This is a genomic window from Yersinia sp. KBS0713 (genome assembly GCF_005937895.2).
Classification (GTDB): Bacteria; Pseudomonadota; Gammaproteobacteria; order Enterobacterales; family Enterobacteriaceae; genus Yersinia; species Yersinia bercovieri.
In genome coordinates, this window is record NZ_CP042173.1 from 3,956,384 (window position 1) to 3,980,502 (window position 24,119).

Here is a 24,119-nt window from a genome sequence, read left to right on the forward strand (position 1 = left end):
AAAATTCTATGGAGCTGCTTTGTCCTGCCGGCAATTTACCCGCATTGAAAGCTGCAATCGATAATGGTGCCGACGCGGTGTATATCGGCTTGAAAGATGATACTAATGCCCGCCATTTTGCCGGCCTTAATTTCACCGATAAAAAGCTACAGGAAGCTGTTAATTACGTTCATAGCCGTAAACGCAAATTGCATATCGCCATCAACACCTTCGCCCATCCCGACGGCTACTCCCGTTGGCAACGGGCGGTGGATATGGCGGCGCAACTTGGAGCTGATGCCCTGATTCTGGCGGATCTCGCCATGCTGGAGTATGCCGCCGAACGTTATCCCGAAGTGGAGCGCCATGTCTCGGTGCAAGCCTCAGCGACTAACGATGAGGCCATCCGCTTTTATCAGCGCCATTTCGATGTGGCACGGGTGGTTCTACCGCGCGTACTCTCAATGCATCAGGTGAAACAGCTGTCACGTACCAGCCCGGTCCCGTTGGAAGTTTTCGCCTTTGGTAGTCTGTGCATTATGGCTGAAGGCCGCTGTTATCTCTCATCCTATCTGACCGGTGAATCCCCCAATACCGTGGGCGCTTGTTCACCCGCGCGCTTTGTCCGTTGGCAGCAGACCCCGCAAGGGATGGAGTCACGCCTCAATGAGGTGCTGATCGACCGCTATGACGACAATGAAAACGCCGGCTATCCCACATTGTGCAAGGGGCGCTATCTGGTAGATGGCCAGCGCTACCACGCCCTGGAGGAGCCGACCAGCCTGAATACCCTTGAGCTGTTGCCGGAACTATTTGCCGCGAATATCGCCTCAGTAAAAATTGAGGGCCGCCAACGCAGCCCGGCTTATGTCAGTCAGGTTGCCAAAGTCTGGCGACAGGCGATTGACCGCTATCAGGCCAATCCGGCGCAATTTGCCGCCAAAGCAGAGTGGATGGAACAACTGGGCGCAATGTCCGAAGGAACCCAGACCACACTGGGTGCTTATCATCGCAAGTGGCAGTAGCCGGAGGAAATATGAAGTATGCCTTAGGCGCAGTGCTCTATTACTGGCCAAAAACAGATATTGAAACCTTCTATCACGCAGCAACCAATAGCAGTGCCGACATTATTTATCTCGGTGAGAATGTCTGCACCAAGCGCCGTGAAATGAGAGTCGGCGACTGGCTGGCCTTAGCCAAAGAGGTCGCCGCCAGCGGCAAGCAGGTGGTGATTTCCACACTGGCGCTGTTGCAGGCCCCGTCCGAACTGAATGAGTTGAAGCGCTATGTGGAGAACGGCGAGTTTTTGCTAGAAGCGAATGATTTAGGTGCGGTGAATATGGCGGCGGAACGCGGCCTGCCTTTTGTCGCGGGTCACGCCCTGAACTGCTATAACGCCTATACTCTGCGAATTTTACATCGTCAGGGCATGATGCGCTGGTGTATGCCAGTGGAGCTTTCCCGCGACTGGCTGAGTAATGTTTTACAGCAGTGCGAAGAGTTGGGTTTTCGCCATCAGTTTGAGGTGGAAGTGCTGAGTTACGGCCATCTGCCGCTGGCGTATTCTGCCCGCTGCTTTACCGCCCGTTCAGAAGATCGCGCCAAAGATGAGTGCGAAACCTGCTGCATTAAGTATCCACAAGGGCGCAAGGTGTTGTCGCAGGAGCAGCAGCAGGTCTTCATCCTCAACGGCATTCAGACGCAAAGCGGTTACTGCTATAACCTCGGTAATGATCTGAACTCGATGCAGGGGTTGGTGGATATCGTCCGTCTTTCGCCGCAAGGTATTGAGACACTGGAAGTTATCGATCAATTCCGCGCCAACGAGCAGGGTTTGGCCCCGCTGGCACTGACAGATAAAGCGGATTGCAACGGCTATTGGCGGCGACTCGCCGGACTAGAATTGGTCTCCTGAATATTATTGGGGGAGCATAACTACTCTCCCAACAATTCAGGCTAGTGATTTATCCCCCTCCCTCGCCGCATTTATTCCCCTTCAGAGAATCGCCCTTTAGTTTATGCTCTTATCTGCATACCACGCGTTTACACATAAACGCACTCGCCCTTCAAGCGACTCGACATAAGGTTAAGATGGACGATTCTATGATTGATAATAATGTTTCTATCACAGATAAAAATACAATCCCCCTATCGGTGCTCGATTTATCACCAATAGCTCAAGGTAAAACCCCACGGGATGCTTTCCATGCTTCATTGGATTTAGCGCAACATGCCGAAAACTGGGGATATCACCGTTACTGGCTCGCCGAACACCACAACATGACCGGTATTGCCAGTACCGCGACCTCGGTCCTGATTGGCTATATTGCCGGTGGCACCAACACAATCCGCGTAGGCTCTGGTGGTGTCATGCTACCTAACCATTCGCCGCTGGTGATTGCCGAGCAGTTTGGTACCCTCGCCTCCCTCTACCCTGATCGTATTGATCTCGGTCTTGGCCGTGCGCCCGGCAGTGATCAGCGCACCATGATGGCGCTGCGCCGCCATCTGTCAGCTGAGGTTGATAACTTCCCATCGGATGTACGTGAACTGCAAAGTTACTTTGCAAAAGTGCAGCCAGGACAGGCAGTGCAAGCGGTACCGGGTCAGGGCTTACATGTGCCGCTGTGGCTGCTGGGTTCAAGCCTGTACAGTGCGCAACTCGCCGCAGCCATGGGCCTGCCGTTTGCCTTCGCCTCACACTTCGCACCAGATATGCTGTTCCAGGCGCTCTCGTTGTATCGGGAAAACTTTAAGCCATCAGCACAGTGGCCAAAACCTTACGCCATTGTCTGCGTCAATGTGGTGGCCGCGGATACAGAACGTGATGCGCGTTTCCTGTTTACCTCGATGCAGCAGCAGTTTGTCAGTCTGCGCCGTGGCACACCGGGTCAGCTACCACCGCCAGTGGAAAATATGGAGAAGATCTGCTCACCAGCAGAACAGTTTGGCGTCGATCAGGCGCTGCGCTTATCCATCATTGGCGATAAAAGCAAAGTACGCCATGGGCTACAGTCACTGTTGCGGGAAACGCAGGCCGATGAGTTGATGATCAATGGTCAGATTTTTGATCATCAGGCACGATTGCACTCCTTTAAGATAGTCGCGAGTTTGCAGCAAGATTTACAGTCGATTGGCCGCTTGTAACACGCACTCTGACGAAGAGTCGCAGACATAAAAAAACCAGCCCGGAGGCTGGTTTTTCACGTTTAATCATCTGGGATGACTAAGACTTATGCATCACCGAAACGACGACGCGCTGGCGCTGCTGCTGGTGCAGCGGCATCATCACGACGTGGTGCAGCTGAACGCTGACCATCACGGCTACCACGACGTTCGCCACCACCATTACCGGCTGGAGCACGGTCGCTGCCGAATGAACGACGAGGAGGAGCACCTGCGCCATCACGACGTTCGCCACCGGCTGAACGAGGACCGCCACGGCGCTCACCACCATTACCGCCAGCTGGACGCTCACGACGTTCGTGTGGCTGCGCATCACCCAACAGCTGCATGTTCAGCGGCTTGTTTAGGATACGAGTGCGGGTGAAGTGAGATAACATTTCGCCCGGCATACCTTTTGGCAGCTCGATAGTTGAGTGAGAAGCAAACAGCTTGATGTTACCGATATAACGGCTGCTGATATCACCTTCGTTAGCGATAGCGCCAACGATATGACGAACTTCAACACCATCATCACGGCCCACTTCAATGCGGTACAGCTCCATCTCACCAACATCACGACGTTCGCGACGTGCTGGACGCTCGCCACCATCACGGCTGTCAGCGCGAGGCTCACGGCGGCTATCACCACGGTCACGGCCGCGATCATTACCACGGTCATTGCCACGGTCATCACGGGAATTGAATTCACGTTGCGGACGACGCGGTGCTTCTGGTGGCAGAATCAGAGGACGTTCGCCCTGTGCCATCTTCAGCAGTGCAGCAGCCAGTGTTTCGAGATCAAACTCTTCTTCTGGTTGCAGCTTAGCCAGCAATGCGCGGTAGAGATCCAAATCACTGCTTTCCAGCTGTTGGCCGACTTTAGCAGCAAACTGTGCTAAACGACGTTCGCCCAGCAATTCTGCGTTTGGCAACTGAACTTCTGGAATGGTCAGCTTCATGGTGCGTTCAATGTTCTGCAACAGGCGACGTTCACGGTTCTCAACGAACAGCAACGCACGACCAGCACGACCAGCACGACCAGTACGGCCGATACGGTGAACGTAAGACTCTGAATCCATAGGGATATCATAGTTTACAACCAAGCTGATACGCTCAACGTCCAAGCCACGAGCAGCAACGTCAGTTGCGATCAGAATATCCAGACGGCCATCTTTCAGGCGATCCAGTGTCTGCTCACGTAAAGACTGGTTCATATCGCCGTTCAGTGCAGCACTGCTATAACCACTGCGCTCCAGGGCTTCTGCAACTTCCAACGTCGCGTTTTTGGTACGCACGAAGATGATAGCGGCGTCGAAATCTTCAGATTCCAAGAAACGAACCAAAGCTTCTTTTTTGTTGTAACCGCCACCCACTCTCCAGAAACTCTGGCTGATGTCAGGACGGGTAGTCACGCTAGACTGAATGCGCACTTCCTGTGGATCTTTCATGAAGCGGCGGGTAATGCGACGAATGGCTTCTGGCATGGTAGCAGAGAACAGCGCGGTCTGATGTTCAGCCGGGATCTGCGCCATGATAGTTTCAACGTCTTCGATAAAGCCCATGCGCAGCATTTCATCTGCTTCATCCAACACTAAACCGCTCAGGTTGGACAAGTTAAGGGTGCCGCGTTTCAGGTGATCTAACAGACGACCTGGGGTACCAACAACAATTTGTGGCCCTTGGCGCAAAGCGCGTAATTGAACGTCATAACGCTGGCCGCCGTACAGGGCCACTACGTTGACGCCATTAATATCTTTAGAGAAGCTGGACAGTGCTTCAGCGACCTGAATAGCCAACTCACGGGTTGGTGCTAATACCAGAACCTGTGGTGCTTTCAGCTCAGCTTTAATATTGTGTAACAGCGGCAGACCAAACGCGGCTGTTTTGCCACTGCCTGTTTGCGCCATGCCGAGAACATCACGGCCGTTTAACAGGTGTGGGATACATTCTAACTGGATTGGCGATGGTTTTTCATAACCAAGGCTAGTTAGAGCGGAAAGAATAGGAGCGGACAGCCCCAGATCAGCAAAAGAGGTTTCAAGCTCAGTAGTCATGTACACGTGCCTCATTAATAATGGCAGCCAGTCTACATAACTCGTCGAGAAAATTTTCAGTCATTTTCATTGAAAAGTGTGAACCGGCTCAAATTAGATTATAAAACGAACAAAAAGGCCATCACCTGCTAGGGTGATTAACATTGGTAAAAACCAAGGTATCTCAGGCTGATAGTTGTTCGTCAGCTATTGCTGGTCCGATTCCGATAGGTCGTCTTGTTCTTGGCCCAAAAGCGCCAATTCCAACAATGCATAGCGGTGCTCAACAAAGTTATGAACGTTGTTAGCTACCGTCAGTTTGAACAGCGCCGAAGCGGTGTTCTTGTCCCCCAGACTTAGGTAATGTTTACCTAAATAGAAGTCAGTTTCACTGAGATGCTCAGCGAGCGAAGTGTTATCCGTTGCATCTGCCTTGAGCCTTTCCATCAGCGCTTTTTCGCTGATCGTGCCCAGGTAGAATTCGACAATATTCCATCCCCATTGCCCTCTGTCCGATTTCTCATAGCGCTGTTGTAACGCTACTGCCGCTGCCTTGGGATCGATTTCTCTTTCCACCAGATACAGCCACAACGAACGGAAGGGATCATTTGGATCGTCTTGATAAAACGCCTGCAGATCATCCTGCGCCAACGGGAGTCGACCGCCATAATAGAGAGCGATACCCCGGTTTAAACGCGCGTAATTGTAAGTTGGATCAAGCTCTAGTACAGAATCAAACGCTTCATAGGCAGCATCAAAATTGCCTGCCTGCGTTAAATAAATGCCCAGATAGTTAAAAACTTCTGGCATATCAGGACGAATAGCTAACGCTTGCGAAAAATCATTTCGCGCTAGTGCCCGTAGCCCGAGGCTATCATACAGCACTCCGCGCTCATATAAAAGCTGTGCGCGCTCATCATCCGTAAGTGCCCGACTTGCAAGGATTTGTTCCATGCGCGCCAGAATCACTTCCTGCTGCAACGTCGGTTGCAACGGGATAGCCAACACCTCGTCTTTACGCCAATCATGGTTGCTGCATCCTGCCAGCATGAGTGCTGTCGCAACGTAACACCAGCGCAAGAAAGGCTTCATTTCCTACTCCCGAAGACAAACATTGGATAAATATCCTTTCATCCATTTGTTTAACACAAGAGCATCCTGCCCTCGAGATAACATAGCCCCTCACTCATCAGTCAGGGGCTATGGAATGCTTTATTACTCTGCTGCTTCTGGTGCCGGAGCTTCTGCGTCAGGAGTAGTGGCTTCTTTGATGCTCAGGCGGATACGGCCCTGACGATCAACTTCCATTACTTTAACTGGCACTTCTTGGCCCATCTGCAGGTAGTCTGTCACTTTCTCTACGCGCTTATCAGCGATTTGAGAAATATGAACCAGACCTTCTTTACCGCCGCCGATTGCCACAAACGCACCGAAATCAACGATACGGGTCACTTTACCCGCATAGATACGGTTCACTTCGATTTCAGCAGTAATCTCTTCGATGCGACGAATAGCGTGTTTTGCTTTGTCGCCGTCGGTTGCTGCAATCTTAATGGTACCATCATCTTCGATTTCGATCGTGGTGCCCGTTTCATCAGTCAACGCACGAATCACAGAACCACCTTTACCGATCACATCCTTGATTTTCTCAGGATTGATTTTCATGGTGTAGATACGTGGAGCGAACTCAGAGATATCACCACGAGGTGTGCTGATAGCCTGTTCCATAACACCCAGAATGTGCAGACGCGCACCCTTGGCCTGGTTCAGAGCCACCTGCATGATTTCGCGGGTGATGCCTTCAATTTTAATGTCCATTTGCAATGCGGTGATACCGTCACGGCTACCGGCCACTTTAAAGTCCATGTCACCCAGGTGATCTTCGTCACCCAGAATGTCAGACAGAACGACAAAGTTTTCGTTTTCTTTAACCAGACCCATCGCGATACCCGCAACAGCGGCTTTAATTGGCACGCCTGCATCCATCAGGGCCAAAGAAGCACCACAAACAGAAGCCATTGAGGAAGAACCGTTAGATTCGGTGATTTCAGAAACCACACGAACAGTATAAGGGAACTCGCTCGGGCTTGGCATAACTGCCAACACACCACGTTTCGCCAGACGGCCATGGCCAATCTCACGACGTTTCGGTGAGCCAACCATACCGGTTTCACCAACGCAATATGGAGGGAAATTATAGTGTAGCAGGAATGAGTCAGTACGCTCACCCATCAGCTCATCAATATTTTGCGCGTCACGTGCAGTACCCAGTGTTGCAGTAACCAGTGCCTGAGTTTCACCACGGGTGAACAACGCAGAACCATGGGTACGTGGCAATACGCCAGTACGCACATCCAGACCACGGATCATGTCTTTTTCGCGGCCATCGATACGCGGCTCGCCACGTAATACGCGGCTACGAACAACGTTTTTCTCAACATCGCCCAGAATGTCCTGAATTTCAGACGCATTCAAAGATTCGTCTTGTGCCAGCAACGCTTCAGTCACATCAGCTTTGATAGCATCAACTTGAGTGTAACGCTCTTGTTTCTCAGTGATGCGATATGCGTCACCCAGACGAGCTTCAGCCAGCTCAGCAACGCGCGCGTGCAGCGCTTCGTTAACTGGCTCAGCATGCCAATCCCACTTAGGTTTACCGGCTTCGGCAACCAGAGCGTTGATATTTTCAATCACAACTTGTTGTTGTTCGTGGCCGAAGACCACCGCGCCCAACATTTGATCTTCAGACAGAATGTCTGCTTCAGATTCAACCATCAATACTGCGCCCGCAGTACCGGCAACAACCAAGTCCAGACGGCTCTCTTTCAGTTCGTCAGTCGTTGGGTTCAGCACATACTGGTCGTTGATGAAACCAACGCGAGCAGCACCGATTGGGCCGTTGAATGGAATGCCTGACAGGCTCAGCGCAGCTGATGCACCAATCAGTGCCACGATGTCTGGGTTAATCTGTGGGTTAACAGAAACCACGGTCGCAATCACCTGAACTTCGTTCAGGAAGCTGTCTGGGAACAGTGGGCGAATCGGACGGTCAATCAGACGTGAAGTCAGTGTTTCGCCTTCACTTGGGCGGCCTTCACGACGGAAGAAGCTGCCTGGGATACGGCCAGCAGCGTAAGTACGCTCCTGATAGTTAACAGTCAGCGGGAAGAAGCTCTGACCTGGTTTAGCTTTCTTTTGGCCAACAACAGTCACAAATACTGCGGTGTCGTCCATGCTTACCATGACAGCAGCTGTTGCCTGGCGAGCCATCATGCCCGTTTCGATGGTTACGGTATGTTGGCCGTACTGGAATTTACGAATAATCGGAGTCAGCAAAATAGTATCCTTATACTATGCGGTGCCGGATCGTATTGACGATCTCATCCACCTATCACTATTACCTTCACACTGCATCCTCGCGACTAATGACAATCCTTAACCCGCATTGAGTTAAAGTCTCTCATTAGCCGCGCGAACCTCTGCACCGGAAGATCCTATTTTTAAAATTTACTCTTCTTACTTGAAGCGGAAGCGGTGTTAGCTGCCACTTTGAGTAATAAACAACAACAATATACTAACGTATTTTATCATTGCTTCTTAGAAAAAAGGGGCCTATTGGCCCCTTTTTCCCGAAACTCGCAGACTTAGCGACGCAGACCCAGACGTTCGATCAGGGAAGCATAACGCGCTACATCTTCACGCTTCAGGTAGTCCAGCAGCTTACGACGCGTGGATACCATACGCAGCAGACCACGACGGCTATGGTGATCTTTTTTGTGCTCGGAGAAGTGACCTTGCAAATGGTTAATTTGAGCAGTCAACAGAGCAACCTGAACTTCGCTTGAACCGGTGTCATTTTCACCGCGACCGAAGTCAGCAACAATTTTAGCTTTCGCTTCAACACTTAGAGACATGATACAACTCCAAATATATAGATAAATTAAGACAGGCGCCGATCTCTAATTCAGCAACCCAATATGTAAGCCGCACTATTCTACTCTTTGAACCGCGGGATCGCAAGAAAGGCCGCTAGGCCCTACTCGGCGTACTCCACAACCAAACGTTTCGGTGCAACCCGACCATCCTCTGCGATGGTGCCGATGCCAATAAAGCTATGCTCTTCGCCTTCAGTAATACGAACCATTCCTTCATCCGGTGCGCCAGATACATGCACCGGCTGCCCCTGCTTAACATAGGCAGCTACTGCGGGTAACAGATTGACTTCAGGAAAGTTTAATACCGCACTGTCCATCGGGAGCAGTAGTAGATCCAGTTCTGGATTTGGCGAGCGCTCATCTACCTGCGCCGCTTCAACCATCGCTTTCAGCTGTTCTAAAGTCACCATGCGGTCACTTGGATAGGTAGCCACTTGCAACCGACGCAGATAACTCACATGCGCACCGCAACCTAACAATTCACCCAAGTCATCAATGATGGTGCGAATATAAGTGCCTTTGGAACAGTGGATTTCCAGCTCAAGAAAGTTGCCTTCCCAGCGGATAAAGAGCAACTCGTACACTGTGATACTGCGGGCTTCACGCTCGACTTCAATCCCCTGGCGGGCATATTCATACAGCGGTTTACCTTGGTGCTTTAGCGCAGAATACATCGACGGAATTTGCTGGCTATCACCACGAAAACTCTCCAGAGCAGCATCCATCTGAGCCTGAGTCACCTTGACCTCCCGCTCGCTGATTAATGCGCCTTCAGCATCCGAAGTATCAGTACGTTGCCCTAAGCGAGCAACGACGCGGTAGCGTTTATCTGAATCCAGCAAAAATTGGGAAAACTTAGTCGCTTCTCCCAGGCATATAGGCAGCATACCGCTCGCCAGTGGATCAAGCGCCCCTGTATGCCCTGCGCGGTTAGCGCTAAAGAGGCGTTTTACTTTTTGTAAAACGTCATTAGAGGAGAGGCCCAGCGGCTTATCCAATAACAGAATGCCGTTAATGTCACGGCCGCGACGACGTGGACGACCCATTACTTCTCCTCGTCGCTACCTGGATTAACCTGACGTTCTACATCATTTTTGATGACGTTAGTCACCAGGTTAGACATCCGCATCCCTTCAATCAAAGAGTTATCATAAGCGAAAGTCAGTTCTGGCACGATACGCAGACGCATCGCTTTACCCAGCAAAGTGCGGATATAACCGGAGGCATCTTGTAGTGCTTTAATGCCATTTTTTACCGTATCCGGATCTGCGTTATCGGTTAATACGTTCAAAAAGGTCACAAAAACTTTAGCGTAAGCCAAATCACGGGACAGCTCGATGCCTGATACGGTAGCCATGCCAACACGCGGGTCTTTGATTTCACGCTGTAAGATGAGTGCGATCTCTTTCTGCATTTCCTGCGAAACACGCTGAGAACGGCTGAATTCTTTTGCCATTTGGATTCTCCAGACAAGTTGGGGGGCCAAGGCCCCCCAACTGGATATAAGCAGATCTGAGGCGATTAATCGATAGTACGTTTGATTTCGATAATTTCGAAGACTTCGATTACATCACCAGTACGGACGTCGTTGTAGTTCTTAACGCCGATACCACACTCCATGCCGTTACGGACTTCGTTAACGTCATCTTTGAAGCGGCGCAGAGATTCCAGCTCACCTTCATAGATAACCACGTTGTCACGCAGAACACGAATTGGATTATTACGCTTAATCACACCTTCAGTAACCATACAACCTGCAATGGCGCCAAATTTCGGTGATTTAAACACATCACGTACTTCAGCCAAGCCAATGATTTGCTGTTTGTACTCAGGCGCCAACATACCACTCATCGCCTGCTTAACTTCGTCGATCAAGCTATAGATTACTGAGTAGTAACGCAGATCCAGACCTTCGGTTTCTACCACACGACGCGCTGAAGCATCAGCACGAACGTTAAAGCCAAGGATGATCGCGCCAGAAGCAGCAGCCAGTGTTGCATCAGTTTCGGTGATACCACCAACGCCTGAACCCACAATGCGGACTTTCACTTCATCGGTAGACAGTTTTTCCAGTGAATCGCAGATAGCTTCACAAGAACCCTGAACGTCAGACTTGATGACAATGTTCAGTTCAGAAACTTCGCCTTCGGTCATGTTAGCAAACATGTTTTCCAGCTTGGATTTCTGCTGACGAGCCAGCTTAACTTCACGGAATTTGCCCTGACGATACAGTGCAACTTCACGGGCTTTTTTCTCGTCACGAACAACGGTAACTTCATCACCGGCAGCAGGAACACTGGACAGACCCAGAATTTCAACCGGAATAGATGGACCAGCAGACGTGATATCACGGCCTAACTCGTCACGCATCGCACGCACACGGCCATACTCAAAGCCACACAGTACGATATCACCTTTGTTCAAGGTTCCTTGCTGAACCAGCACGGTAGCGACAGGGCCACGGCCTTTATCCAAGAAGGATTCGATAACAACACCACTTGCCATGCCAGTACGAACTGCTTTCAGTTCCAGTACTTCAGCTTGCAGCAGGATGGCGTTCAGCAACTCATCAATACCGATACCGGCTTTCGCAGATACGTTGATGAACTGGGAATCACCGCCCCACTCTTCAGGCTGGATACCGTACTGAGACAGCTCGGTTTTAACGCGATCTGGATCAGCTTCTGGCTTATCGATTTTGTTCACTGCAACCACAACCGGCACGTTCGCCGCTTTGGCATGCTGAATAGCTTCGATAGTCTGTGGCATCACGCCATCATCAGCAGCAACAACCAGTACCACGATGTCTGTTGCCTGAGCACCACGGGCACGCATTGAAGTAAACGCGGCGTGTCCTGGGGTATCCAGGAAGGTGATCATGCCGTTTTCAGTTTCAACGTGATAAGCACCGATATGCTGAGTAATGCCGCCAGCTTCACCTGACGCCACTTTCGTGGAGCGGATGTAGTCCAGCAGAGAGGTTTTACCGTGGTCAACGTGACCCATAATGGTCACAACGGGTGCACGGTGCTCAGCAGCAGCTTCAGCGCCAGTATCACGGTCACTCATCAGCGCTTCTTCCAGTTCGTTTTCACGACGCAGGATGACTTTGTGGCCCATCTCTTCAGCAACCATCTGTGCTGTTTCTTGGTCGATAACCTGGTTAATGGTTGCCATTGCGCCCAGTTTCATCATTGCTTTGATGACCTGAGAGCCTTTAACCGCCATTTTGTTCGCCAATTCAGCGACAGTTACCGTCTCGCCAATGACTACATCGCGGTTAACCGCAACAACAGGCTTGTTGAAGCTCTGCTGCAATGTGCTTGGTTTACGTTTGCCTTTACGGCCAACAGCACGTGCTTCTTCGCGATCAGCTTTAGACTCAGAGAGTTTATTGCCTTTCTTCTGCTTGGTTGCCTTTCCACCACGAGTGCGGCTACGGCGATCACCTTCAACTTTGGCGTCGTTTTCATCTTCCGCGGCGCGTGCATGTTGTGAAGTGGTGACATGGTAGTCAGCAGATTCGGTTTGTTCTGCCACAGGTTCTGGCCATTTACCTTCGTTTTCGGCTGCCATCTTACGGGCTTCCTCAGCAACGCGTTTAGCGTCTTCCTCGACCTTACGGCGTGTCTCTTCTTCTACTGAGCGTTTCAGCTCGGCAGCTTCAGCTTCACGGCGTGCTTTATCAGTCTGAGCTGGCTTGGTTTTTTCGTCGGTTTGTTGATTCGTCACTTTTTCTTTTTCCGCTGCTTGGCGTTTAGCTTTTTCAGCGGCCTCACGTTTGGCTTGTTCTTCGGCCGCACGTTTAGCTTTTTCTTCAGCGATTTTCTGCGCTGCTGCTTCCGCTTCACGTTGTGCCTGCTCTTCCGCTTCACGCTGTGCCTGCTCTTCCGCTTTCGCTTGTTCAGCTTCCGGCGTATTTACATAAGTGCGTTTCTTGCGGACCTCGATTTGCACCGATTTACTTTTTCCGCCGGTGCTCGGAATATTCAAGGTGCTACGCGTTTTGCGTTGCAACGTGAGTTTATTAGGCGCGCTACCGTGTTCACGGTTTAAGTGCGCCAGCAATGTTTCTTTTTCTTGCTGGGTAACTGAGTCTACTTCAGATTTGTTGATCCCTGCATCAGCAAATTGCTGTACCAGGCGATCAACTGGTGTCTGAATCTCAGCGGCCAGTGATTTTACGGTTACATCTGTCATGCTGTTCCTTCCTGCTACAGTTTATTACGCGTTATCGCCAAACCAACAGATATTACGTGCGGCCATAATCAGCTCGCCGGCCTGCTCATCGCTAAGCCCTTCAATATCTGCCAGATCGTCGATACCCTGCTCGGCAAGATCTTCCAGCGTACACACACCGCGCGCAGCCAATTTGAATGCCATGCTACGTTCCAGACCCGCTAGGTTCAGCAGGTCATCAGCGGGTTTTTGGTCGCCAAGACTCTCTTCTTGTGCCAGGGCCAGCGTGGTCAATGCAGCTTTGGCGCGATCACGCAGCGCTTCAACCGTATCTTCGTCAAGACCATCGATTTCCAGAAGTTCTTTCATCGGCACGTAAGCCAACTCTTCCAGAGAAGAGAAACCTTCCTCTACCAATACAGTGGCAAAGTCCTCATCGATATCAAGATATTTGGTGAAGGTATCAATAGCGGCATGAGCCTCGGCCTGATGCTTCGCCTGAAGATCGTCCGCCGTCATTACGTTCAGTTCCCAGCCACTCAATTGTGCTGCTAAACGTACGTTCTGACCGTTACGGCCAATTGCCTGTGCCAGATTACTGGCTTCAACGGCAACATCCATCGTGTGTCTGTCTTCATCAACCACAATAGACGCAACATCAGCTGGCGCCATGGCGTTAATAACAAACTGGGCTGGATTATCATCCCACAATACAATATCAATGCGCTCGCCACCAAGTTCGCTGGAAACAGCCTGAACACGGGCACCACGCATCCCGACGCAAGCACCGACTGGGTCGATACGTTTGTCGTTGGTTTTGACCGCAATTTTAGCACGCGAACCCGGATCACGGGCAGCTGCTTTAATTTCGATCAATTCTTCGCCGATTTCCGGTACTTCAATACGGAACAGTTCAATCAGCATTTCAGGACGTGAACGGCTGACAAACAGCTGCGCACCGCGAGCTTCTGGGCGCACATCATACAGAACGCCACGGATACGGTCGCCTGGACGGAAGTTTTCACGCGGTAGCATGTCTTCACGACCAATAACAGCTTCAGCGTTGTTGCCCAGGTCCAGCGCAATACTGTCACGGTTAACTTTTTTCACTATACCAGTGACAATTTCGCCCAAATACTGGCGGAACTGCTCAACAACCATGGCCCGCTCAGCTTCACGCACTTTTTGTACGATAACTTGTTTGGCCGTTTGAGTCGTAATGCGGTCAAAAGTAACAGATTCAATCTGGTCTTCGACATAATCACCCAACTGGAGCGAAGGGTCTTCATATTGAGCGGCTTCTAACGTGATTTCACGTGTTGGCATCGTGACTTCATTAACAGCGACCCAACGGCGGAAAGTGTCAAAATCACCGGTTTTACGGTCGATACTGACGCGAACTTCAATTTCTTGTTCGTATTTTTTCTTGGTCGCTGTCGCTAGAGCTGTTTCCAACGCCTCAAAAATCTTCTCGCGCGGAAGGGATTTCTCATTGGAAACTGCTTCTACAACAGCCAGAATCTCTTTGTTCATCCTAGTTGCCTCATCCAAACTTTAAAAGTGGGGTACCAGATTCGCTTTCTGGATGTTGCTCAGTGCGAACACTTCATCTTTTCCATCCACAGTAACAGTGATCATTTCACCATCAACCGCTTTGATAATGCCCTGCCATTTACGGCGGTTCTGCATTGCCATACGCAAAACCAGAGTGACTTCTTCACCGAGGTAACGAGTATAGTGTTCAGCGGTGAACATGGGACGATCAAGGCCCGGAGAGGAAACTTCTAAGTTGTAAGCTACCGTAATTGGATCTTCTACGTCCAATACAGCGCTGACCTGGTGGCTGACATCAGCACAAGCATCAACAGTGATTCCGTCGTCACTATCAATATAGATTCGTAGCGTCGATTGGCGCCCCCGGATGAACTCGATGCCGACTAATTCGTAGCCTAAGGCCTCAACCGGTGCTGAAATTATCTCTGTTAACTTTTGTTCTAATGTGGACAAGCCCACCCCCAAGACATAAAAAAAGGGCCTAATAGCCCAGTGATTCTGCTGTCAAATAACAAAAAACCCCGAAATTCGGGGCTTTATGCAACTGGACCCTGTTTGCCGCAAAGCGGCTTCGGTACAACTTTCTGACAAGTATTTTTTTCAAATTGAAATCGAAAGTATCTGAGGTCTACCGAATACAACATTTGAAAAAAACACTTTAGGAAAGTGGTTGCGGGGGCCGGATTTGAACCGACGACCTTCGGGTTATGAGCCCGACGAGCTACCAGGCTGCTCCACCCCGCGTCCGAAAACGTGGCAAATATTACGTTGATCAAGACAAAAAAGCAAGTTATCTGACTTATTTGGTACCGAGGACGGGACTTGAACCCGTAAGCCCAATCGGGCACTACCACCTCAAGGTAGCGTGTCTACCAATTCCACCACCCCGGCACTGATTTAAATGGTTGTTTTTACTGTGTAAGTCGTTGCAACCATCTTAAAACTCTCTTTTTGTCTTTTACTACTGACTGCTTTTAAAACATTATTTCGGGATATCACTACTCGGCGTTACTGGCGCTGCCGGAGCTGTAGTCTGCTCAGTTTTTGCTGGCTGACCCAGGTTTTCCCACTCGCTGCCTTTATGGCCCTGGTTGGTGCTCATATTGCCCAAAATTAAGCTAATGACGAAGAACAGCGCCGCCAATACAGCCGTCATACGGGTCATAAAGTTACCGGAACCATTCGAACCGAACAGAGTTGCAGATGCACCTGCTCCGAATGAGGCTCCCATATCCGCGCCTTTACCTTGCTGCAACATGATCAGAGCAACTAGCCCAATCGAAATCAGCAAGAAAAATACCAGAAGAGCTTCGTACATAGTTGTACCTGTATCCTTGCGGGGTCACCGCATGCTAAATGCTTCTCACCCATCAGCGGGGACTTATTCACCCACTTAAGCGGGTGTGAATACTAACCAAAGCGTCTGATACACGCAAGGGCAATTTCATTACACCGTTCTATTTGCAGAAAAAAGCGCCAACTCATCCAACCTCGGCGCATTTTTCAGGGGAAGTGGCCCCTCCCTCACAAATTTGATTAACCTGCTGCCTTTACTGCATCAGCAATTCGGTTAGCCATTTCGGCAATCAGTGACTCTTCTGCATCACCTTCAACCATGACTCGGATTAGTGGCTCGGTCCCTGATTTGCGCAGCAGCACCCGGCCACGATCACCCAGTTCTTTTTCAACTTGGCGAGTAACTTCTTCAACGCTATCTGATTTTAGTGGATTATGCTCACCAGAGAAGCGCACATTCACCAAGATTTGCGGTAATAACTTCATGCCACTGCACAGATCATGCAGACTCATATGGTTGCGTACCATCGCGGTGAGCACTTGCAAACCTGCCACAATACCGTCACCCGTAGTCGTTTTATCCAATAAGATCACATGGCCTGAGTTTTCAGCACCAATGCGCCAGCCTTTTTCCTGCATCGCTTCCAATACATAGCGGTCACCCACTTTGGCACGAACAAAAGGAATACCTAGCTCTTTCAGCGCCAGTTGCAGGCCCATATTGCTCATCAGCGTGCCAACAGCACCACCTTTAAGCTGCCCTTGGCGTAAACCTTCACGGGCAATGATATAAAGAATTTGGTCGCCATCGACTTTGTTACCCAAGTGATCGACCATCATCAACCGGTCACCGTCACCGTCAAATGCCAGACCAACATGTGCGCCTTCGGCAAGTACCCGCTCTTGTAGCAAGCGGACATCCGTGGCACCACACTCTTCATTGATATTCATCCCATCCGGCTCACAGCCGATGGTGATCACTGTTGCGCCGAGTTCACGCAAGACACTTGGCGCGATATGGTAAGTTGCCCCATTAGCGCAATCGACCACAATTTTCAGCTCATTCAAACTGAGTTCACTCGGGAATGTTCCCTTACAAAACTCGATGTAACGGCCAGCAGCATCAACAATACGATTTGCTTTACCCAATTCAGCGGATTCTACGCAGGTTAATGGTTTTTCCATCTCTGCTTCAATCGCCTCTTCAACATCATCAGGCAGTTTGGTGCCATCAATTGAGAAGAATTTGATGCCATTGTCATAGAAGGGGTTGTGGGACGCTGAAATGACGATCCCCGCCTCAGCACGGAAGGTTCGGGTCAGATAAGCAACAGCCGGGGTTGGCATCGGGCCAGTGAATGATGCTGATAGCCCAGCGGCTGCCAGACCAGCTTCGAGCGCTGACTCCAGCATATAACCTGAAATACGCGTATCTTTACCGATAATAATCTTACGAGAACCATGTCGCGCCAGTACCTTACCGGCAGCCCAGCCGAGCTTTAATACAAAATCAGGCGTAATCGGACTCTCACCCACTTTGCCGCGAATGCCATCTGTACCAAAGTATTTACGGTCGCTCATAATTTATCTCTATCCCTTCGCTGAAAGTGTTGCCTCGACGATACGCATCGCCTCGACGGTTTCTTTGACATCATGCACTCTGACAATCTGCGCGCCTTGCATTGCTGCAATGACAGCGCAAGCGACACTGCCGATAACCCGCTGTTGTGGCGGAACATTTAGTAGCTGACCAACCATCGTTTTTCGCGACATCCCCACCAATAGTGGCAATTCAAAATGGTGAAGTTCGGCCAAACGTGCCAAGAGCTGGTAATTATGCGCCAGATTTTTACCGAAACCGAAGCCTGGGTCGAGTAACAATTTGTTTTTTGCGATACCGGCCGCAACACAACGTTCAATATGATGCTTAAAGAACTGGCTTATATCGGCCAGTAGGTCGTCGTAATGAGGTGATTGCTGCATACTTTGCGGTTGCCCTTGCATATGCATTAGGCATACTGGCAACTCACTCTGGGCGGCCGCTTCAAGTGCGCCAGGTTCTTGCAATGAACGAATATCATTGATCAAGTGGGCACCAGCACGAGCCGATTCTGCGATTACCGCCGCTTTCGATGTATCAACAGAGAGCCAAACATCAAAGCGGTTTGCCAGCGCTTCGACGACAGGTACCACCCGATCAAGCTCTTCTTGCTCGCTGACTTCCAAAGCACCAGGGCGCGTGGATTCACCACCAATATCAATCAGAGTAGCACCTGCGGATAACATCAGTTGAGCATGTTGCAATGCTTTATCGAGATTGTTGTGATGTCCACCATCCGAAAATGAATCTGGAGTGACATTCAAAATACCCATCACTTGTGGGTGAGAGAGATCCAAAACCCGGCCTCTGGCAGTTAAATGCATGTGTTCACGCCTTAAAAGTGGCAATTCACTTTGATGCTATATCAATAAAAAAAGAGAAATCGATAGAAGAAAAAGAAAAACCCCGAGCAAGCCCGAGGTTTATATTAATCACAACGCTTTTAGATGCCAACTGTTGACTTACTTATCACCCAACTGCTCTGGCATGCTATTTGTGTTGCCTGGCGTTGTGTTGCCTGGCGTTGTATTGCCCGAGCTTGGCGTACGTGGTTCTTCAACCGCCGTAGGTGCCTTTGGCGTACTGTCATTGTCAGATGATTTAGCTTTGCTCGCATCATCCCAACCGGCTGGCGGTCGAACTTCTTTGCGATTCATCAAGTCATCAATCTGCGGCGCATCAATCGTTTCATACTTCATCAGCGCATCTTTCATGGAGTGTAAAACATCCATGTTTTCTAACAGCAATTTACGTGCACGCTGATAGTTACGCTCGATGAGCAATTTAACTTCCTGATCGATAATACGCGCTGTTTCATCGGACATATGTTTGGCTTTTGCGACGGAACGACCGAGGAATACTTCCCCCTCTTCTTCAGCATACAGCAATGGCCCCAACTTCTCGGAGAAGCCCCACTGTGTCACCATGTTACGCGCGATAGACGTAGCAACCTTGATATCATTTGATGCACCGGTAGAGACTTTTTCCGGGCCATAAATGATCTCTTCAGCAAGACGACCACCATACAAGGTAGAGATCTGGCTTTCCAGTTTCTGACGGCTAGCACTGATCGCATCACCTTCTGGTAAGAAGAAGGTCACACCCAGCGCACGACCACGTGGAATGATCGTCACTTTATGTACTGGGTCATGCTCAGGCACCAGGCGACCAATGATCGCGTGCCCTGCTTCATGGTATGCCGTAGATTCTTTCTGTGCTTCTGTCATTACCATGGAGCGACGTTCCGCACCCATCATAATTTTGTCTTTCGCTTTCTCAAACTCAACCATTGAAACGACGCGTTTGTTACCGCGAGCGGCAAACAGTGCGGCTTCATTGACCAGGTTCGCCAGGTCAGCACCAGAGAAACCTGGTGTACCACGAGCTATCACGGAAGCATCAATATCAGTATCTAATGGCACACGGCGCATATGGACTTTCAGAATCTGTTCACGACCACGGACATCCGGTAAACCAACCACAACCTGACGGTCAAAACGACCTGGGCGCAGCAAAGCTGGGTCAAGAACGTCTGGACGGTTAGTTGCTGCAATGACAATGATGCCTTCGTTACCTTCAAAGCCATCCATCTCGACCAGCATTTGGTTCAGGGTTTGTTCACGTTCGTCATGACCACCACCCAATCCAGCGCCACGCTGACGGCCTACCGCATCAATTTCATCAATAAAGATGATACAAGGCGCGGCTTTCTTAGCCTGCTCAAACATGTCACGGACACGGGATGCACCCACACCAACAAACATTTCTACAAAGTCAGAACCGGAGATGGTGAAGAATGGCACTTTGGCTTCACCTGCAATGGCTTTCGCCAACAAGGTTTTACCTGTCCCTGGAGGACCGACCATTAACACGCCTTTCGGAATCTTACCGCCCAGCTTCTGGAAACGGCTTGGTTCGCGCAAATATTCAACCAATTCACTGACTTCTTCTTTTGCTTCGTCACAACCAGCAACATCAGCAAAAGAGGTTTTTATCTGATCTTCGGTCAGCATTCTGGCCTTGCTCTTGCCAAAGGACATTGCCCCTTTGCCGCCGCCGCCCTGCATTTGACGCATAAAGAAGATCCAGACCCCAATCAACAACAGCATTGGGAACCAAGAAATAAAGATAGATGCCAGCAAGCTCGGCTCTTCCGGCGGCTCACCAACAACTTTCACATTTTTAGTCAATAAGGTATCTAACAGCTTTGGATCGTTGACCGGAATGAAAGTCGTATATTTGCTGTTATCTTTTTTACTGACGTTGATTTCACGTCCATTGATACGTGCTTCACGAACCTGTTCTTGGGTTACGTCGGACATGAAAGTAGAGTAATCCACTCTACGGCCATTCGATTCGCTGGGTCCAAAGCTCTGGAATACAGACATCAGTACGACTGCAATAACTAACCAGAGAATTAGGTTTTTCGCCATGTCACTCAAGGGATTAACCTCATATTACAACTGTGTTAACAAACAGCGTTAGGGTACTACAGTTTCCGCCCTGTCGCTACAATGTACACTTCACGCGATCGCGCACGAGAAGCGTCTGGCTTACGAATCTTAACTTTCGTAAACAGGGAGCGAATTTCCCGTAGGTATTCATCAAAGCCATCTCCCTGAAACACCTTCACCAGGAAACTTCCGCCTGGTGCAAGTACATCTCGACACATTTCCAAAGCTAATTCAACCAGATACATTGATTTAGGTATATCGACTGCCGGAGTACCACTCATATTCGGGGCCATATCAGACATGACCACCTGAACTTTTTTATCCCCAACGCGCTCAAGTAAAGCTTTCAGAACCAGTTCATCACGAAAATCGCCCTGAAGGAAATCGACACCAACAATAGGATCCATTGGTAGAAGATCACATGCAATGATCCGCCCTTTACCCCCGATCTGGGTTACAACATATTGGGACCAGCCACCAGGTGCCGCGCCTAAATCGACAACGGTCATACCGGGCTTAAAAAGTTTATCGTTCTGTTGTATTTCATCAAGTTTAAACCAGGCGCGAGAGCGTAGCCCCTTTTTCTGCGCCTGAATGACGTATTTATCGCTAAAGTGTTCTTGCAACCAGCGACTGGAGCTACCCGAACGCTTTTTATTAGACATCTATTTTTCCAACTATCTTAATTAAGAGTCCGCGCATCTATTGCTTAGCTCGCGTAAACTCCCCATCGACGTAGACCGATTTGGTGATACACATGAGATGGCGGTAGAATGAACCGTTTTCAATCCCAACTTAAGCAAAAAAGACGATGAATCTGAATAACAAACAAAAACAGCACCTGAAAAGCTTGGCCCATCCGTTAAAACCAGTAGTGATGCTGGGCAATAACGGATTAACCGAAGGTGTGCTGGCTGAAATCGAACAAACGCTGGAACATCATGAACTTATTAAGGTGAAGATCACTGCTGAAGAGCGTGAAACCAAAGCCCTAATTGCTGATGCCATCGTGCGTGAAACCGGTGCCGTTAACGTCCAAATCATCGGTAATATTTTAGTGCTTTATCGCCCAGCGAAAGAGCGCAAAATTATTTTACCGCGTTAAGTGACGCTTGTTTTAGAGAAAAGGTGCCATGCACTTTGTTCTGATAAAAGGCCGCATGCGGCCTTTTACTTTTCTTTACAACTTCATTTTTGAGAAATAATGCGAAATATCTGCTCAGATGAACAAGTATTACACATAATCCACGCTAAGAATTTCATATTCTACTTCGCCGCCTGGAGTTCGAATAACAACGACGTCATCGACTTCTTTACCAATCAGGCCACGAGCGATAGGTGAGTTAACTGAAATAAGATTTTGCTTAAAATCAGCTTCATCATCACCCACAATCCGATACTGCTGCTCCTCTTCGATATCCACATTTAAGACACGAACCGTGGCACCAAAAATAACGCGCCCATTATTTGGCATTTTAGTGATATCAATCACCTGCGCATTGGAGAGCTTTGCTTCAATTTCTTGAATACGGCCTTCACAGAACCCTTGCTGTTCGCGGGCTGCGTGATATTCCGCATTTTCTTTCAAATCGCCATGCTCACGGGCAGTGGCAATATCAGAAATAATTTTAGGGCGACGAACGCCTTTTAAAAAATCCAGTTCTTCACGCAGTTTATCTGCGCCACGTACCGTCATCGGAATCTGTTTCATCTTTTAAATACCTCTAAATCTATCCTGTTCAAAAACCGTCATCCTAACGTCATCGAATGAAAATATGGTTAGCTTGATATCCTACTCATCTCCTGGTGATCAACAAAAATAATCACTCCTGGAGCAAAAAACCCAAGTCAGGATCAATTTTGCATTTTGATATGCATTTTAACGTAGAGTTCCTTTAGGGTCATCGTTTACTTTCGCCCTCGTTGCACCGTAGTATGGCAACACATTATCCAGCAGTTATACCGAAATTATGCATTTTTCACGAATTGTCAGTGGATTGGCCTGTGCTATTGCGCTCAATATCAGCATATCTAACGCCAATGCGGCTCAGGTCGAAAATTACACACAGTATCTGCCTGATGGGGCAAATCTTGCACTAATCGTACAAAAAATCGGGGCGACCAGCCCGGCAATAGACTATCACGCTCAGCAGATGGCGTTACCCGCCAGTACACAAAAAGTACTGACAGCCCTGGCTGCGTTATTACAGCTCGGCCCAGACTTTCGCTTCGTGACCACGTTAGAAAGCCATGGCACGATAACTGATGGTGTATTGCGGGGTAACTTAATTGCCCGTTTTGATGGTGACCCCACGTTAACACGCCAACAGTTGCGAAATATGGTTGCCACCTTAAGAAAAGCGGGTGTTAAGCAAGTTGCCGGTGACTTAATTATTGATACCTCCGTTTTTGCCAGCCATGACAAAGCACCTGGTTGGCCATGGAACGATATGACGCAATGCTTTAGTGCGCCTCCTGCTGCGGCCATCGTCGATCGTAACTGCTTTTCGGTCTCTCTTTACAGCGCGCCGAACCCAGGTGACATGGCGTTTATTCGGGTCGCCTCCTACTATCCGGTGCAGATGTTCAGTGAAGTCCGCACCTTAGCCAAAGGCTCGCCTGATGCACAATATTGTGAATTAGACGTCGTTCCTGGCGAGTTAAACCGCTTCACACTCACCGGTTGCCTAACTCAGCGCAGTGAACCGCTGCCACTGGCCTTCGCCGTGCAAAATGGGGCCAGCTATGCCGGGGCTATTTTGAAAGACGAGCTGAAAAAGGGTGATATCCAGGTTGATGGCAGCCTGCGCCGTCAGACAACACCGAGTCCGGCAGGAAATGTGTTGGCACAAACCCAATCAGCGCCGCTGCATGATTTACTAAAAATCATGCTAAAAAAATCGGACAATATGATTGCCGATACTGTTTTCAGAACAATTGGTCATCAGCGTTTTGGGGTGCCAGGCACGTGGCGTGCGGGTGCTGATGCAGTGCGGCAGGTTTTACGTCAGAAAGCGGGGGTGGATCTGGGCAACAGCATTGTTGTGGATGGATCTGGCTTATCACGCCATAATTTGATTTCACCAGCAACTATGATGCAGGCTTTGCAATATATTGCTCAGCATGATCAAGAGCTTAACTTTATTTCAATGCTGCCACTTTCCGGCTATGACGGCACGTTACGCTATCGTGGCGGGCTACATGAAGCGGGCGTTGACGGCAAAGTGTCGGCGAAAACGGGTGCACTGCAAGGCGTGTACAATTTAGCCGGATTTATCACCACGGCCAGTGGGCAACGCATGGCATTTGTACAATTTTTGTCCGGCTACGCGGTCCCACCAGAAGATCAAAAAAATCGTCGGGCGCCATTGGTCCGCTTCGAAAGCCGCCTGTATAAAGATATTTATCAGAATAACTGAGAACC

General features: G+C 49.6%; 21 protein-coding genes and 2 tRNA genes. 5 read left to right on the plus strand and 18 right to left on the minus strand.

Going from position 1 to position 24,119, the window contains the following annotated elements; translation table 11 throughout:
- Positions 1-8 precede the first annotated feature (8 nt).
- The 3 genes from FFE93_RS18765 (at position 9) to FFE93_RS18775 (ending at position 3,126) form a co-directional block, all read left to right on the plus strand.
- Positions 9-1,004 carry a peptidase U32 family protein gene (locus tag FFE93_RS18765; RefSeq protein WP_005272578.1) on the plus strand — a complete coding sequence of 332 codons (996 nt, stop codon included), beginning with the start codon at positions 9-11 and terminating at the stop codon, positions 1,002-1,004.
- An 11-nt stretch (positions 1,005-1,015) separates the two neighbouring features.
- Positions 1,016-1,894 carry a U32 family peptidase gene (locus tag FFE93_RS18770; RefSeq protein WP_049600032.1) on the plus strand — a complete coding sequence of 293 codons (879 nt, stop codon included), beginning with the start codon at positions 1,016-1,018 and terminating at the stop codon, positions 1,892-1,894.
- 176 nt (positions 1,895-2,070) lie between these two features.
- Positions 2,071-3,126 carry a luciferase-like monooxygenase gene (locus FFE93_RS18775; protein ID WP_138775776.1) on the plus strand — a complete coding sequence of 352 codons (1,056 nt, stop codon included), beginning with the start codon at positions 2,071-2,073 and terminating at the stop codon, positions 3,124-3,126.
- Between the two features lie 86 nt (positions 3,127-3,212).
- Here the strand turns inward: FFE93_RS18775 and FFE93_RS18780 are convergent, their stop codons facing one another.
- From FFE93_RS18780 to rlmE, 17 genes are all read right to left on the minus strand, one after another.
- On the minus strand, positions 3,213-5,198 hold the full coding sequence (locus tag FFE93_RS18780) for a DEAD/DEAH family ATP-dependent RNA helicase (protein ID WP_032897112.1): 1,986 nt from the start codon (positions 5,196-5,198) through the stop codon (positions 3,213-3,215).
- Entirely contained in the window at positions 5,188-5,268 is an 81-nt protein-coding gene (gene yrbN / locus FFE93_RS21990) for a protein YrbN (protein WP_096335046.1), read from the minus strand. Before yrbN ends, FFE93_RS18780 begins: the two co-directional genes overlap by 11 nt.
- A gap of 116 nt (positions 5,269-5,384) precedes the next feature.
- Positions 5,385-6,269, minus strand: a complete 885-nt coding sequence (gene nlpI / locus FFE93_RS18790; protein WP_032897116.1) for a lipoprotein NlpI — start codon at positions 6,267-6,269, stop codon at positions 5,385-5,387.
- A gap of 123 nt (positions 6,270-6,392) precedes the next feature.
- Positions 6,393-8,513: a polyribonucleotide nucleotidyltransferase gene (pnp, locus tag FFE93_RS18795; protein ID WP_005272588.1), complete on the minus strand. Its 2,121-nt coding sequence runs from the start codon at positions 8,511-8,513 to the stop codon at positions 6,393-6,395.
- A 308-nt stretch (positions 8,514-8,821) separates the two neighbouring features.
- Positions 8,822-9,091 (minus strand): 30S ribosomal protein S15, encoded by a 270-nt coding sequence (gene rpsO / locus FFE93_RS18800; protein ID WP_004875409.1) that lies wholly within the window; start codon positions 9,089-9,091, stop codon positions 8,822-8,824.
- Between the two features lie 122 nt (positions 9,092-9,213).
- Entirely contained in the window at positions 9,214-10,158 is a 945-nt protein-coding gene (truB, locus tag FFE93_RS18805; RefSeq protein WP_005272591.1) for a tRNA pseudouridine(55) synthase TruB, read from the minus strand.
- Positions 10,158-10,568 carry a 30S ribosome-binding factor RbfA gene (gene rbfA, locus FFE93_RS18810; RefSeq protein WP_005175393.1) on the minus strand — a complete coding sequence of 137 codons (411 nt, stop codon included), beginning with the start codon at positions 10,566-10,568 and terminating at the stop codon, positions 10,158-10,160. Before rbfA ends, truB begins: the two co-directional genes overlap by 1 nt.
- Before the next feature lie 65 nt (positions 10,569-10,633).
- The gene (infB, locus tag FFE93_RS18815; protein WP_005272593.1) at positions 10,634-13,312 is read right to left on the minus strand and encodes a translation initiation factor IF-2; all 2,679 of its coding nucleotides are present in this window, start codon (positions 13,310-13,312) and stop codon (positions 10,634-10,636) included.
- Between the two features lie 24 nt (positions 13,313-13,336).
- Positions 13,337-14,824, minus strand: coding sequence for a transcription termination factor NusA (nusA, locus tag FFE93_RS18820; protein WP_004875413.1), 1,488 nt, complete (start codon positions 14,822-14,824; stop codon positions 13,337-13,339).
- 21 nt (positions 14,825-14,845) lie between these two features.
- Complete coding sequence (gene rimP, locus FFE93_RS18825) at positions 14,846-15,298, minus strand: ribosome maturation factor RimP (protein ID WP_002222054.1); 453 nt, start codon at positions 15,296-15,298, stop codon at positions 14,846-14,848.
- Between the two features lie 214 nt (positions 15,299-15,512).
- Positions 15,513-15,589, minus strand: a tRNA-Met gene (locus FFE93_RS18830).
- Positions 15,590-15,649: 60 nt separating this feature from the next.
- Positions 15,650-15,736 (minus strand) — tRNA-Leu (locus tag FFE93_RS18835).
- A gap of 91 nt (positions 15,737-15,827) precedes the next feature.
- The gene (gene secG, locus FFE93_RS18840; RefSeq protein ID WP_032897119.1) at positions 15,828-16,163 is read right to left on the minus strand and encodes a preprotein translocase subunit SecG; all 336 of its coding nucleotides are present in this window, start codon (positions 16,161-16,163) and stop codon (positions 15,828-15,830) included.
- Between the two features lie 218 nt (positions 16,164-16,381).
- Entirely contained in the window at positions 16,382-17,722 is a 1,341-nt protein-coding gene (gene glmM / locus FFE93_RS18845; RefSeq protein ID WP_005272598.1) for a phosphoglucosamine mutase, read from the minus strand.
- A gap of 9 nt (positions 17,723-17,731) precedes the next feature.
- The gene (gene folP, locus FFE93_RS18850; RefSeq protein ID WP_057648901.1) at positions 17,732-18,565 is read right to left on the minus strand and encodes a dihydropteroate synthase; all 834 of its coding nucleotides are present in this window, start codon (positions 18,563-18,565) and stop codon (positions 17,732-17,734) included.
- Between the two features lie 138 nt (positions 18,566-18,703).
- On the minus strand, positions 18,704-20,674 hold the full coding sequence (ftsH, locus tag FFE93_RS18855) for an ATP-dependent zinc metalloprotease FtsH (RefSeq protein WP_032897121.1): 1,971 nt from the start codon (positions 20,672-20,674) through the stop codon (positions 18,704-18,706).
- A gap of 56 nt (positions 20,675-20,730) precedes the next feature.
- Complete coding sequence (gene rlmE / locus FFE93_RS18860) at positions 20,731-21,360, minus strand: 23S rRNA (uridine(2552)-2'-O)-methyltransferase RlmE (protein WP_005272605.1); 630 nt, start codon at positions 21,358-21,360, stop codon at positions 20,731-20,733.
- 146 nt (positions 21,361-21,506) lie between these two features.
- Between rlmE and yhbY the strand changes: the two genes are divergently transcribed.
- Positions 21,507-21,800, plus strand: a complete 294-nt coding sequence (yhbY, locus tag FFE93_RS18865; protein WP_004389225.1) for a ribosome assembly RNA-binding protein YhbY — start codon at positions 21,507-21,509, stop codon at positions 21,798-21,800.
- A 129-nt stretch (positions 21,801-21,929) separates the two neighbouring features.
- Here yhbY and greA read toward each other — a convergent pair whose 3' ends face one another.
- Positions 21,930-22,406 carry a transcription elongation factor GreA gene (gene greA, locus FFE93_RS18870; RefSeq protein WP_004875420.1) on the minus strand — a complete coding sequence of 159 codons (477 nt, stop codon included), beginning with the start codon at positions 22,404-22,406 and terminating at the stop codon, positions 21,930-21,932.
- Positions 22,407-22,665: 259 nt separating this feature from the next.
- On the opposite strand from greA, the gene dacB reads away from it, so the two are divergent.
- Positions 22,666-24,114, plus strand: coding sequence for a serine-type D-Ala-D-Ala carboxypeptidase (gene dacB, locus FFE93_RS18875; protein ID WP_005272607.1), 1,449 nt, complete (start codon positions 22,666-22,668; stop codon positions 24,112-24,114).
- Positions 24,115-24,119: the final 5 nt, after the last annotated feature.